The 13,202-nt window shown below is 60.4% G+C and carries 12 protein-coding genes; 3 read left to right on the top strand and 9 right to left on the bottom strand.

All coding sequences use genetic code 11. The features are described from left to right. Positions 1-299 precede the first annotated feature (299 nt). Genes JO965_RS41785 through JO965_RS41775 form a run of 3 tightly spaced genes read right to left on the bottom strand, consistent with a single transcriptional unit; the run spans position 300 to position 1,971 of the window. Entirely contained in the window at positions 300-869 is a 570-nt protein-coding gene (locus JO965_RS41785; protein WP_203446926.1) for a hypothetical protein, read from the bottom strand. A gap of 26 nt (positions 870-895) precedes the next feature. Beyond that, the gene (locus tag JO965_RS41780; protein WP_203446925.1) at positions 896-1,246 is read right to left on the bottom strand and encodes a hypothetical protein; all 351 of its coding nucleotides are present in this window, start codon (positions 1,244-1,246) and stop codon (positions 896-898) included. A 38-nt stretch (positions 1,247-1,284) separates the two neighbouring features. After that, complete coding sequence (locus tag JO965_RS41775; protein WP_203446924.1) at positions 1,285-1,971, bottom strand: hypothetical protein; 687 nt, start codon at positions 1,969-1,971, stop codon at positions 1,285-1,287. 485 nt (positions 1,972-2,456) lie between these two features. Here JO965_RS41775 and JO965_RS49890 point away from each other — a divergent pair, with 485 nt between their 5' ends. Next, complete coding sequence (locus JO965_RS49890; protein ID WP_203446923.1) at positions 2,457-2,708, top strand: MerR family DNA-binding protein; 252 nt, start codon at positions 2,457-2,459, stop codon at positions 2,706-2,708. 87 nt (positions 2,709-2,795) lie between these two features. Here the strand turns inward: JO965_RS49890 and JO965_RS41765 are convergent, their stop codons facing one another. The 4 genes from JO965_RS41765 to JO965_RS41750 form a co-directional block, all read right to left on the bottom strand. Further along, a complete protein-coding gene (locus JO965_RS41765) occupies positions 2,796-3,338 on the bottom strand; it encodes a hypothetical protein (RefSeq protein ID WP_203446922.1) in 543 nt (180 codons plus the stop codon). After that, a complete protein-coding gene (locus JO965_RS41760; RefSeq protein ID WP_203446921.1) occupies positions 3,335-5,434 on the bottom strand; it encodes a hypothetical protein in 2,100 nt (699 codons plus the stop codon). The genes JO965_RS41765 and JO965_RS41760 overlap by 4 nt, the downstream gene beginning before the upstream one ends. A 139-nt stretch (positions 5,435-5,573) precedes the next feature. Beyond that, positions 5,574-7,250, bottom strand: a complete 1,677-nt coding sequence (locus JO965_RS41755) for a tyrosine-type recombinase/integrase (RefSeq protein ID WP_203446920.1) — start codon at positions 7,248-7,250, stop codon at positions 5,574-5,576. Between the two features lie 178 nt (positions 7,251-7,428). Then, a complete protein-coding gene (locus tag JO965_RS41750) occupies positions 7,429-8,718 on the bottom strand; it encodes a hypothetical protein (protein ID WP_203446919.1) in 1,290 nt (429 codons plus the stop codon). A 362-nt stretch (positions 8,719-9,080) separates the two neighbouring features. Here JO965_RS41750 and JO965_RS41745 point away from each other — a divergent pair, with 362 nt between their 5' ends. Together JO965_RS41745 and JO965_RS41740 are read left to right on the top strand one after the other, a co-directional pair. Further along, positions 9,081-9,593 carry a hypothetical protein gene (locus JO965_RS41745; RefSeq protein WP_203446918.1) on the top strand — a complete coding sequence of 171 codons (513 nt, stop codon included), beginning with the start codon at positions 9,081-9,083 and terminating at the stop codon, positions 9,591-9,593. After that, positions 9,590-10,552: a Kiwa anti-phage protein KwaB-like domain-containing protein gene (locus JO965_RS41740; protein WP_203446917.1), complete on the top strand. Its 963-nt coding sequence runs from the start codon at positions 9,590-9,592 to the stop codon at positions 10,550-10,552. The genes JO965_RS41745 and JO965_RS41740 overlap by 4 nt, the downstream gene beginning before the upstream one ends. A 154-nt stretch (positions 10,553-10,706) precedes the next feature. On the opposite strand, the gene JO965_RS41735 is transcribed toward JO965_RS41740, so the two are convergent. Both JO965_RS41735 and JO965_RS41730 read right to left on the bottom strand, forming a co-directional pair. After that, on the bottom strand, positions 10,707-11,777 hold the full coding sequence (locus tag JO965_RS41735) for a hypothetical protein (protein WP_203446916.1): 1,071 nt from the start codon (positions 11,775-11,777) through the stop codon (positions 10,707-10,709). A 59-nt stretch (positions 11,778-11,836) separates the two neighbouring features. After that, the gene (locus JO965_RS41730; protein WP_246777227.1) at positions 11,837-13,000 is read right to left on the bottom strand and encodes a DNA methyltransferase; all 1,164 of its coding nucleotides are present in this window, start codon (positions 12,998-13,000) and stop codon (positions 11,837-11,839) included. Between the last annotated feature and the right edge of the window lie 202 nt (positions 13,001-13,202).

Here is a 13,202-nt window from a genome sequence, read left to right as displayed (position 1 = left end):
GCTCATATATATAGGGACACCGAACGCTTTAGCGACAGCTTCGCAATAAGCCGTTGTTACAGGCCAATCGAAGAATGGATTTTTACCATCTACGTCGTGATGAAATAGCTCGATTCGAGACCGATCAACGCCTGACTCCAGCAAGTGGAGAAATGCCGAACAGCTGTCTTTGCCTCCACTGAACGCGACTACGAAGTAGTCGTACGAGGTAAGGTCCGGCACTTCGACCGGATCCTGAGGCATATCTACGGGCGGCGGAGTCTCCGGAAACGAAAACAGTGCAAGCTGTTCCACGAGATTTACTCCTGGTGTGAAGCGGAGAGAGCGTCTTCGTCAGGGTTGAGGATGTTATCGAAGAAGGTGCCGTCGGTCCCGAGCGCGAGGAGTTCATCGCGAACCTGGCCGTCAGGGATGTTCTCGACCGAGCCGACGATTTCGCAGCCGATCCAGCTGCCCTCGTTGATCTCGCTTAACGCCTTTTCGGCCTTCGAGTGCTGCGCCCAATAAGCGTCGGCAGCGGGCATCAGGGCGACAACCTGATAGACGATCTTTACGACCTTCGTGTCAGGGCCTTCGCTTGCGGTTGCGAAGGTTGAAGGTTGAGGGGATGAGCGCCCCTGTATCACCTCGCCGAGGATATTGGCGTGAGATTCTGCGATCTCGTCCGATCCTTCGTGAAACGTGACGTGAAAGGTGCCGCGAATGGAGGGAGCATCCCGATCGTCCCCGAAGAAGAACATCGGCTTTTCCCAGTGGTTACCGGGAGTGGTCCATTCCCAGCCCGAGGCGTCCTTGACCTCGTAGCCGAAATCGAACGTGCTGCATTCTTCGTCAGCTGCAAGCCGACGCTTCTCATCAAGAGCGCTCATGGAATAGTCCTGGGATGGAGGAAAGATCAGGCAGCCAGTGGCAACGGCGCAGTGCTGCAATTATCGCGATCAATAATCTCGCGTTGAAACGCTTCCTGCATGTCGTCTCTGGCGACGGAGGAGGCAAAGATTGCGCCGGACCGCATAAGAATCTTAGGGTCGACGAACCTGCTGGTGCGGTAGTCCCAGACCTTGAGTTCCCCGCTGGTGGTGCGGGTTGGAATGAAGGCTAGAATTCGATCGCTGCCGTCCAGAACGGTCAGTTCCTTGACGGTCCCGAATGAAGCATGGATCTGGTCAAGAGCATCTCTGACAGAGCGCAACCGGCGGAACTGGCCACGGCAGTTGAGATTGTCGGTGAAGATGCAACTGATCATGGCTCGCTTGCCTTTCCGTGGATCAAAATTCTTGGGGTTTAGCCTTGGACGTTTGACGTCTTCCGGCTCAAAGATCCGATAATGGGAATCCGGCGCAGCAGCCCTGCCCTGATGTCGAGATAACCGTTCTCAAGGGGCGGAGCGTTTCTCGAGACCCAATGCTGGGTTTCATCACTCTGCAGGATGTCCTGAATGGCTTCGAGCGAGTGGTCGGGACCGGCGGAGACCACATAGAGGTTATGATTGATCGGGAGGATGCCTGGCTCCAGCCGGATTGTCCGGATCTTGCGCCCGATGCGCGGGATCAGCAGAGCCGGGCGATCCAAAGCCAGCGTGATCGCCTCAGGAGGCATCCACCAGCGTCCTTTCTGTCCTCGCTTGGGCATCCGGGCTATTGTTGCCTGCAGGTGGTCTCTTACTGCACCGGTCGGCTCTCTGTCCTTGAGGGTGCGGATGGCGTAGCGGGTCGCCGGCCGTAGGGTATAGGAGGCAGGATCGATGTCGTCGCTGTCTACCGCTGGCAGTAGATCCGCATCGGGAAGTCGTCCGGCCTGATGGGCGTCGATGGTGAATATGCCGTGCGGCCCGAGCCATGGGGCCAAGCGGACTGTGGCGATATCAGCAAGGGTAGGCCCATCGTGCTGATCCAGGGCGCCATCGGGCGAAACCGCCTGTTTGCCGAGAGGGATCCTGGCTTGGGCTGAGGGCGTCAGTACGACTTCCACGGGATGGATACGAGGAGGAGTGCCCTTCCGTCGGGACTTCCTTGACCAAATTTAGGTCTTAACGGTTTTGTTTCGAGAGTTTCCGACATCCAGACCAACGAGGCAGTGGTTTCGACGATGGCACGCGAGGTATCATCAAGACCGGCTCCCTCTTGGGCATCCAGTGTGACGAAAAGTGTAAGACGTCGCGTCAGCGGCGGCTCACTTTGAGTTGAACTGGGTGCTAGACGCCGCGTGAGCGGCGGCTCCCAACAACCGTAGTCCTGCCGAGCTTTAGCGCCTCCCGTGCGTCAGACGCAGCTCACAGCATGTATCCGATATCGTATGCCCCGGTCGGGCAGGCGAACATTGTTGTTTTCAGGTCCTCAGCGGTGAGCCCATTCGGTACTGTGAGAAGTTCGGGATGCTGCTCCCGCCGCCGCGCACTGAGGGTGGCTGAAGGCTCTACGACCCGCACGATACCTGGGTACTGACGTTTACCCGGCGTGGGGGCGAACTCGGGGTTTAAGCTGAAGGAAATCAAGGCGCTGCTGGCCTTGGGTAGTCCTGGGCAGGTCCTGTGTGGCGAGGTTCGCGCGATCTCCACAAGGCACCTGGATGCCATCCGTGCGAAGATCGCAGATCTGAGGAAACGTGAGCGTCTGCTTGGGCAGACCATCGACAGATGCGAAGGCGGCACCCCACCCGAGTGTCCAGTGCTCGACATTCTCTCGCCCGAGCCGAGGCAGGTTTCATAATTCATGTGTTCGAGTCTGAATCCGACCGCGTTTATCTGACCAGAAGCAGAAAGGGTATTCGTCATTGAGGCTGTCATCACCAGGAGGTCACCGTTGCGGAACGACTATGCTTCCAGTTGCGGACGTACTTTTGCTCACAGTATACAAACCTTGGTTCTCGTCACATGTGGTCTTGAGAATCGTCACGTTATTGGGTCCGGCAAGTTGCCGCTTTAGAGCAGTATTCTCTGTCTCTAAGGCTTCGCAGCGATGCAGCAACTCGTTGTACTCCAGCTTGAAACGATCATAGTGGGCGACCACTTCCGCCAGCCGCGTTTCTAGCGCCTCAATTTTATTCGCCTTGGCGTCCTGCGCTTGGGGCTTGAGGGTCGGTGCAGTCTTCTTGATGCGGCGGAGCCAGTGATCCAGTGCCTCGGCCGTCTTCTTGTGAGTTGCGTTCTTCAGCGTCTGCGCTGACACCGCTGCGCGGCGTAGGACCTCGAGCTTACTGAGGCGGCCGCTGTTGTGTGGGTAATAGCCGTGTTCCGCGAGCTCAGCTTCGATCGCCCGTTCTGCTGCCTCGATGGCGCCGATTGTGTTCTGCTTCTGATTGGCTTGATAGGCGACTAGCGACTGAATCTTGGTGGTCACGCGACGTTCTCCTGAAAGCTTTCTTTGAGGGCACCCGTCAGGTTGTCCATAGTGGCGGCATCTATCCCAGCAAGGGCGAGTTGGACGCGTTCCTCAGCGAGGTAGCGCTGACGGATCTGCGGGAACCGTTGCAGTTGTCCGGCGAGCTGTGCCTGCCACCATCCCCTCATCATGGTGTTGTCTGGCGGCGGCATCTCGACGAGGATGCGCTCGATCGCCTTGGTGCAGTCGTCAATGGCTGCCGCAAGCTCGAGCCGGTGTTGGCAATTTGTCGAGCAATTGCCGACGTCGGGGAGGCCGGCTTTCTTGGTGCAGGGGCCTCTTTGCCCCAGAGACTTGGTGCATAGGACGCCGGGTCTGACCATTGTGACCTGGCCGTTCATGGACAGGATTTCGGCGGCCTCCGCTAGGGAGCCTACGCCGAGCTCAGCCTCGCCGGATCGCGCTGCAAGCCGTAGCCGGAGATCCTGCACCAGGGACGCGACTCGACCGCCGTTCTCGCTGGACCGCTCGATGGCCTCCCGAGTTAGCACGATATTGGCCTCGGATGCGATCTTGCGGATCTCGTCCTGAAGACCGGGGTCACTCAGGATGTAGTTGAGAGTCATCTCGGGGTCGCGATGGCCGAGGATGTCGAACAGGATCGGGGTGGCGCCGACAATCGAAAGCGCGGCTAGGCGGGCGACCGTCTTGCGGAAGCGATGAGGGTGGACGTTGCCATCGCTCCAGTCTTCAAGGGACCGACCATCCACAATCACGCCCCTCACGAACGATTGCAGGACCGGCCCCAAGACGGCCAGGTCGGGGAATTGGTCGGAGCCGTCGTGGCTCTTGAACGACAGCCACAGGGATGGTCGTCCAGGTGCCAGGATGTCTGCCAGCCGCTGTTGCTGACGGATGGCCGAAACGGCGATCTGCGGCAGCGGCCAGTTTCGGGCCTCGCCGTCAGGCCGATCGGATAGCTTGAATGTGTGGCCAAGCAGGAGGTCCTGGGAAGCGACCGTTCGTAGGCAGTCACGCTGCAGGTGCATGAGCTCGCTATCGCGGGCCGCCGTCGCCAGGGCAACGATAATAAGATGAGCCGTCTGTAAGTGCATCACTATGCGGCGCAGTGCCCTCCAGGTCGGTGGCGGCCACGAGTTCAGGAGGAAAGTGGCGCCGGACTGCGGACGCGCCGTGACCTGGAACTGGATGGGGAAGTGCTTCGGGCCCTGGAAGTGCTCGGCAGTCCACTGCTGCAAGGCGGCGCACCGTCGTTGATTGAGGGAGACGTTGCTGAGTCGCGTCCCGCCCTGCCTGTCCGATGGCACCGCTAGGACGGCCTCCAGGCTGTCGAGGAGGGACGGCCCCAGCTCATCGATGAACCAGACCGACGCCTTCCCGATGAGCGCAACGAAACCGTCGGGGAACGGGTGCCAGCTGGTGTTAGGGGCAAAGGCTGTCACCGGCAAAGCGGCATCGCGGCGTCGGGGCTCCCCTTCGGCACCAAGGTCGAGGTCTGGCCAATCGTCTATGACCCCCATTCGGGCGAGGGCCGCCAGCTTTGGTGCGGTATGTGAGAAGAAGCCGGCCAACCCTCGGGCCTGCCTCATCTGGTTCAGGTCATTCCTGTTGAGACCGCGGAAGATGGGACGCCCGTCCGGGCAGGAGCTCGGTTCCGGGGTCATTTCCTTGTGCAGCGCGATCCATAACACCGTCCGCAGGAGGATGCGGCATTCGTCGATCCAGGTCTGCGGGGCGGACGGCTGACGGATCGTGGCTTCAAAGGCGATTGGCGTCACCAGCAGGATCGCCGCGAGGCGTTTGATCCGCCGGAAGAGATGCTCGGCGAGGGCGATGTTGTGGTCGAGCGCTGTCGTGAGCACGCTTCGCAGGTCGACGGTTCTGTAGGCCTTCTTGCGCTGCCGCTTGGTCGAGACCCAGTCGGGCGGAAGTTCGATGACATCGGCATCCATGGTGAAGCCGGGAATGATCTCCACGTGCTGGATGTCCTCCCATTGGGCCGTCCAGAAGCGGTCGAAGGCGGCAATCTGGGCGAGGGAGGCGCGGTGCGCGCCGAGCGCGACCCTGTGGTCGAGAGACGCGACCATCGTCATCGAGCCGCTCCTATGATTTCGCCGATGCCGATCTGGTCAAACAGGTACGCATCGCCGCGGAGCAATCGTTCTGTATGAGCGACGATGAGTCCCTTGAGTTCGTCGCGGCGGCCTGGGAACACCCGGTCGACAGTTGCCTCTATAGCGATCCACTCCGCTTGGAAGGAGGACCCTTCCCACCGATCCACCGGGGTGCGCCCACGATGACCCGGAGTTCCGCTAGGCGCCGCGCCAGCGGTTCGAAGGAATCTGTGAAAATGACGCCGTGGCGGCAGAGAATGCACCGCTGCACCGCACAGAGCCCACCGACGTGCATCGGTGCGATGGCTGTCGACGGATGTTCGGGATCCAAGCACCCCATGCCCATACGTGTGCGGAGGCGGTGGTCGGCTAGGCGCTGCCGCTGCTCTTCGTTAATGTCGCCGAAGCGGGCACGGATGTAGAGAATAGTTGGGTCCACCCTCTGGAAGCGCTTGATCTCGTCGAAGAGCGCTTCCGACCACGCGGTGTAGTCGGCGAACCGTTGGGCCAGCATCTTCCGTTGCCGCAGATAATGCTTGGTGGCGTTCAAATCACCGTGGCCGAGGGCGCGCTTGATCAGGAGCACGTTGTAGAGGCTGTTGCCGTACAGAAAGCTTGTGAAACCGTCGCGCAAGTCGGATGGAGACAAGGTCCCTTCGATCCCAGCCGAATTGAGCAAGGAACGAAAGCACTCAGCGAATGCGTCTCGGCTTGTGGGCATCGCGCCGATCCGGCCGCCGTGGCGGGCATTCTTTGACAGAAAGAGCCAAGGCGACGAGATCGCTCGGCGGAGCCGAATAATTTCGTCCTGATGGTGGGGTGCCGCATCCTGGTTTTCCAAGGCGGCCAGTCGGCGCCGGAGCGTTTGACGCAATGGCTCGGTGCGTTCGACCATATCCTTGATGGCGCGGAAGGGATGGAATTCTGGCCGGGTGAGGCTGAATGCCACCTGCTCACGGCTGCTGCGCTTCTTCTGGGAGAAGATCGCTACGGTCTCGCCAGCGTCGGAGCTAAGGCGATGCTGATGCCAATCGTCGACGGAGATGTCGAGGTTCATCACGGTCTCGACATTCCATCCGGTGTGCAGCAGTACCAGGACAATGCAGGCCGTTGTGTCCTCGGCGGTCGGAACAAACCAGCGGAAGCGGTCGAACAGGGTGCCGTCAGGATAGGCGGCGGGGAAGACCGGATTCCGATCGGTGCTGCGGAAGCGCTTGTCCAAGAGGGCATCGGTGCTACGCCCCCCTGGGTCGTCGATCAGCACGTCAAGGTAGTGGCGGGTCAGCCAAGCGATGTTCTCGCGCTCGGCCCACACCGGTGTGCGGTTCCGATGGGGGCGCGGATCCCTCCCGCGCGGAAGAAGGTGCTGACCTTCGGCATGGGCGGAGGCGAAGCGCCGCACGACCCCCTTGGCGGCAGTGTATAGCGTCCTGAGCGCCGCTGGCTCGATGTCCTTGTGAGCCGAGCCGCGCTGGTCTTGGATCGTCGGCCAGATCAGGCGATGAGGGACGATACCAAGCCGGGCGCGTGTGAGTTCCACAAGGCGGGCAACGAGCTGAAGGTGGTTTCTGCCGTAGCTGCGTAACTTAAGGTCGTTGAGCAAGTGGAGCTTGTACAGTTGGCCGAGTTCGGGAGTAATCGTAGCGATGTCGGCAACGGGAGGGTGACCTCTGGCCTCAAGGGTCGCCATGAAGCGCCAGAAAACGCGCAGCGCGGAGATGTAGCCTGTTACGGTTCCCTTCGACTTGTTGAGCGACAAGGCGCGAAGCACTTGGGCGAACTGCCCGATGAGCACCGCTAGAGCAGGAAGGCCAAGGCTCTCATCGCCTTTCGCAAACGGTGTCAGATCAACCAGAAACGAGGGTGCACTGTGCTGGGCTGGGACGCGCCAAACCAGAGGATTGGTGTCGAGATCTAAGTGAACGACGTGGGACGACGCAGTTTGGCTTTGAGGTAAGCGTTTAGCTGTTAGCCTAGGCATCATTGCCCTCAAGATAATGAGCCCAAGCGGCGCGATGCTCCGCTACCATGAAGTGGTCAGCAACCCACTCAAGGTAACGGGCGGTAGTCTGCTCGCTGACGTGACCAAGGATAGGGCGAACGTACATTTGAACGAGATCCATGGCCTGGGTGATCATGACCGAGCGCGGCAGAGTGGCCGCCGATTGCCCGATGCGCTCTCCCTCCTCATGGATCAAGCGGAGGAGCAGCAGACAGGCAAAAGCATGACGTCCCGCGTGTGGACTCCATCCGGGGAACGGCAGCTTCTCGGCGCGCGTCCAAGCGTCGTAGATCATTTTCTTGGTTAGCGGCTCGCCTGTACTCTCGGACAGGAAAAGGATGTCTGAGGGGCGCTTGCCCGGATTATTACGCCGGAAAGCAGCTACGGCCTTTGCGCGGCGCAGGCGTCTGTAGTCGTCGAGGGTATGGAGAAAGTCGACTCCGAAGCGGAGCAACCGCTGCTTACCCTTTTTGTCCGGATCACCGACCTGGCGTGAGCCCTTGGTGCCGTAGCAAATGTCCATACGAGCCGGGTAACCGGGCAGGATCGTGCCTGGATCAGGAACTTGGGCCGCGCGCAGCAGCGCGACTTCCTCAAGGCGCATGCCTGTCTCCAGGATCGTTTTACATGCCAGTGCCTTGGTCTTGCCGCGCTTTGCCTCGACCTCGGCGAGCCAGGTGTCGATTTCAGCCACGGTCGGGATCCGGAGCCGCTCAATGCGCTCCCGAACCCGTCCTGCCCGACCGGCGACATCGTGGAAGCGATGAGTCGTGGCGGTTCCCGAACGGTCGCGGACAGTGGAGCGACTCTCCAAGATGAGGAAAGCCGGACGAAGACCACGGTCCCCTGCCCAGGACAAGAACTCACAGACATAGCCAACACGGCGATTGATGGTGGCCGGGGCGAGCGGGACGCCGCGTTCGCTCCAGGAACCGTTGTTCTGGTCAGCCTGATAGGTGCGCAGCACCTGCCGATAGTCCATGGCTCGCCAGTCGAGGCCATTGACCTCCATGTAGGTCAGGAAGTTTTCAAGGTCGCGCGCAATCGCGAAGATGGTATTCTCGGCAGGCGCGCGAACACGGGCTGTCGCTTCGCCATGGCGGTTGTTGGGATGCCAATCCAGCAGCGCTCGCTCGCGCAGGAAGCGATTGACTTCGTCCGCATAGGACATGTCATGGTTGAGCAAGAACGGGACGTGACCTACCGATCCAAAGCCGATCGGGCTGAGGAGGGCTGGGTCCCGACGGAAGAGAAAGGCCATTGGTGACCCACCGAGCGCGCCATACTTTACGCCTATTGTCTCATGCTAGGCTGGGACAAACCTCATGACCATTGGGGGAATGGGTGCCAAACATGTTGTTCACAGCGGTTCCATGAGGAGAATCGTCCAGGAATTCGTGGGACCGGTCAACCGGTCAAGGGTGCAGGTCGAACCTCCTGAGTTAATTTCGTCCCCAGCTTGGTCCCGCCCGCCTCCCAAAACTCCAAGCACAGCACTACGGACTGGCCTCGGCCTCGAACCGAGCAGATCCTTGCAATAAGGTCTTGCATAACCTAGAACATAAAGAGAACGTTTTTCAGGCTCTATGGCCTGCCACCCTCTAGGTATGCCAGGGTTCCCGCATGGCCAACGTCCTATCCCGCATCATCCTTTTCCTGAGCTCTTACATTCCGCTCTGGATTATATTCGCAGTGATGACGCTGAGAGAACGTCCATACCTCGGCAGCATCTTCATCGGATTGGCCATCCTCAGTCTGCTGGGAACCCTCTTGTACATGCGCTTGGTCCAGCGGCTCCAGGGCATTGGGATGCGAATCGGCATCATCCGTCGCAAAGACAGCGATACAATGAGCTACATCGCCAGCTACGTTATCCCATTCGCAGCTACCGCCTTTAACGATATCGAGCAGGTAGTCTCGCTCGTCATCTTTCTGGTCGTCCTATGCGTCGTGTATGTGAACACCGGCATGATTCACATAAACCCCCTCCTTTCAATCTTGGGTTATAACTTGTACGAAGTCGAAGACGATCAGGGGAATTCCTACTTTTTGATGTCTAAGCGCCGGCTTCGAAGAGGTGATGATGTCACCGCTATCGATGTCGCCGAGAGCATCTTCGTGGAGAAGAAGAGTTGACGTATCAAGCGCTCAGGACCGCGCTCACCGGATGCCGCACCATCGACAGTACAAATGCCTCTGTTAATGTCTGCCTTGCTGCACGGGCAGCGAACGGTACGATCCCGACGCTTCACCGGCTGCAACTGACAGATGAGCTTGCGGAGGGATTTCTGACGCTAGCTACGGATACACTGCGCCGTCTGGACTCGGACGTGAGCAATGTAAATGTGGCTCTTGAGACTTATGATGCCGCGACCCCACAAGATAAGCACGAGGTTGAAGTCCACATCCCGTCCGCAGGATCAACTCCGCATGCCGTTGTAGCGGCTTTGGATGATTTCCCGCAGTTGCCGGTTTTTGATGGAACAGGCGCAACAGTCAACAAGCTGATCTTCTATGTCGTCGCGATCCAGCGGCCTGGACAATCCCCGATTTACCTCTTCAGGAAATACTCAAAGACGAAGGAGCTCGGACGCTCCAGGAAGCTCGTCACGCTTTTCTCAGGCGGCACCTTCGACAAGATCACTGAACCGGTTTTCATCTTCGATGAATTGATCGACGCCATGTGGGTTGAAGGTCATATGGTGATCTTCAACAAGGACAACTATCAACGCATATTTCAATTTTTCACCGAAGTGCTCGTGCACGCGCAGTCGACCCTCGATCAGATCAAGGCGGCTATTCCCATTGAGAATGCCGGGCAGTTCGAGCAGGATTGCAAGGGTAATCCTGTCATATTGATCAAGCTCCGCGGCATCGCAAGCCGCAATTATCTGAGTAACCTCACCCTTGCTTCTCTGGAAGCAAAGATCCAAGCGCGATCTCTTCCCATCGCCATCAATGGAACAGGCGCAAACAGAAAGCTGGTCTACGATCCGCAACAAAAGTGGAAATTTTTGCGGTTGATTGATGACGGGTTCCTAAGTTCGGACATGACCGGAACGCATTACGAGGTAACCGGCAAACGGACACAGTAAGTCATACCATCTTGGCACCTGCACTGGGTTAAGCGTCCGCCACTGCCTGACGGCCTCGGCCGCCTCACGGGCACCCTTCCGGTTCGGCCCATCTGGATATCGGTCGCGGTGTCATCGCGTCACGCCGCTGATGCCTGCCATAGCTGTCAGACAGCTATTCTTCCTCAGCAAGTTCCGCATCCTCCGCTGTCTCGCCACCGGATTCGTCCGCTTCTTCGGCGGCGGGCTTCACCTTGTATCCCACCTTCACGAGAAAATCGTCGACCCGGTCGATCAGGCCCGGCGACTGCTCCTTGTGCACCACAACCCACTGGAAGGCGTTCAGCGCAGCGCGCTGCTTTAACGGGTCCCACATGCGCACAATCAACAGGAGATCCTCCGTCGTCAGCGCCAGGAGGCCCTTCGCTTCGATGGCCTCGCGCACGCCCTCCTGGAACCGCTCGGCAATGATCATGCCCAACGCTCCACGCTGGCTCACCTCGTGCGAGAAGTGCTCGAACGTGGCCACGTCGTCTATGGACACCACGAAGTGCTTGACCTCGGCGGAGATGACCAGGCGGTCGCCTTCCCAGGCATCGATGTCGCCGATGCCCTTCAACCTGGCGGACCCCGTCCGGACCTTCCGCGCCTCGACTTGGAGGTGGGGCGCGTCGGCGCGGATGAACCCGAACACCATCGCCTGGAAGGCGGCGCCGGTCGGCTCGCCCCTGGCGCGGTCGCGGAAGTCGAACTCCTGCAGGAGCTGGCGGAAGATCGGCGGCTCGGTCTTGACCGTGCTCGGGTCGAAGACGACCGGCTTGAGCTCGTCGAGGACGAATTCCTTCGTCCGGTCGCGCACCTCCTTCAACTGCTCCCCTGTGAAGGTCACGAGCACGTCGAGCCAGTCGCGGTAGTCGGCCCATTTGCCCGTGGCGTACGGCTCGGAGCGCGGGTAGCCGAGCCTCTTCTGTTCGAAGATGTAGTAGGCATGCATGCGGTTGTAGGCCGGGCGGATCGTCTTCTGCCCGGACCCGTACTGGACCGTAAGGGTGCTGACGCCCTCGGTAATGAGCGGGTAGTCGGCCAGGAAGTCGTTGAAGGACGTGTATCCGGTGCCCGGGGTGCCGATCTCCAGGAGGAAGTCGCAGAACGCCGGCAGGAGGCCGCCGACATACTTGCGTGGGCGCCCACCGCCTTCGCCACGGAACGCGCGCTTCATGCTCTCGATGATGTCGTCTGGTGTCATAGAATCAGCCCCCGCGGGGCGACTCTATGCGAGGTGGAGGCCTCCCGGCCAGGACATCGTTACAACACTTGGTCGGGTTCCTGGACGCGGATCGCCGCGAGCTCCTTCACGGCCTTGGTGGCCATGTCGAAGTAGGCCTGGTCGAGCTCGACGCCGACGCTGTCGTACCCGACGGCGTTCGCGGCCGCCAGGGTGGATCCCGCCCCCATGAACGGGTCCAGGACCTTCCCCTGGCCGAGCGGCAGCACGGCGCGCACGATCTGGCGCATGAAGGCCTGCGGCTTGAGCGAGGGATGCGGGGCGATCTTTCGCTCCGACGCCGGCGTCGGGTGCGACCGGATCAGGTCGCCGAACGGCTTGTCCTGCGAGGGCCGCCGGAACCCGCCCGTTCCGTACTTGCGCAGGGTGTCCTGGACGCGCCCCTCCAGCGGCGCTCGCAGGACCACCCACGGCTCCCATTGCGAGCGCGGCATGACGGACACGCCATCGAATTCGTGGTGGGCGTTCTTCGGCCGGTCCCCGCCGCGCATCGTCATGACCTGGCGCGCGATGTAGCCACGCAACTCCAGCCCGGCCTCAGACATGGCTTGGGCGACGATGTGGGACAGGAGGGGGTTGGAAGCAACGACGACGTTGGCGCCAGGGACGGAGACCCGCGCCAGGAGCACGCCGAGGCGCCGGAAGAACACGTGCAGCTCCTTGCGATCCTCATCCGAGAGGACGGTGAAGCGTGGCAGGGGCGAACGCTGGTGGCCGTCGAACGCCGGCGGGATGCGCCACACGCCGCCGCGGCCCGCGCGCAGCTTCTCCTTCTCCTTCGCAGAGTATTCGATGAGCCCGTAGGGTGGATCCGTCACCACGGCGTGGATCGACCGCGCCGGCTGGTCCGCGAGCCACTCGAAGCAATCACCGAGGTTGAGCCGGGCCTTGCCGACGGCGGCCGACGAGGCCTGCCGTTTCACGGTAGGCTTGGCCTCCTCCCCATTGACGGCGAGCCGATACCGCCCACGCCCGGTCCGGACGAAGGTGCGCGGCGTGTTGAGGTTGAGGTATGACCGGATCGAGGACGGGGCGACCTCTCCCATCTGGCGCCGGATCGCTTCCTGGATCTCGGCGACGCCGACATCGTTGTCGACGGCCTCCAGAAACCCGACGATTGCATCCCGTATGCTGCCCGGCGCGCGCGACATGTTACCATCCCAAAAGATCGCCCGATCTATCACGATTTGACGTCCAGACGTCAATTGAGGATTTGGGGATGCTGCGAGATGTACACAACTCTGGTTAACGGGCGGTGGACGAACTCCCGAGACTCGATCAGAATCGGCCTGACGCTGCGACGTCTTTCCCACCTCATGGAAGACCTCGCTCGCCAACGGGATACGGAGAGGACGATGCATTCAAGAGGGAGCGTCAGAGATGCCA

The organism is Microvirga sp. VF16 (assembly GCF_016864375.1).
Taxonomy (GTDB): Bacteria; Pseudomonadota; Alphaproteobacteria; order Rhizobiales; family Beijerinckiaceae; genus Microvirga.
Note: the sequence above shows the minus strand (reverse complement) of the source record. Positions and strands in the feature narration are given on the sequence as shown.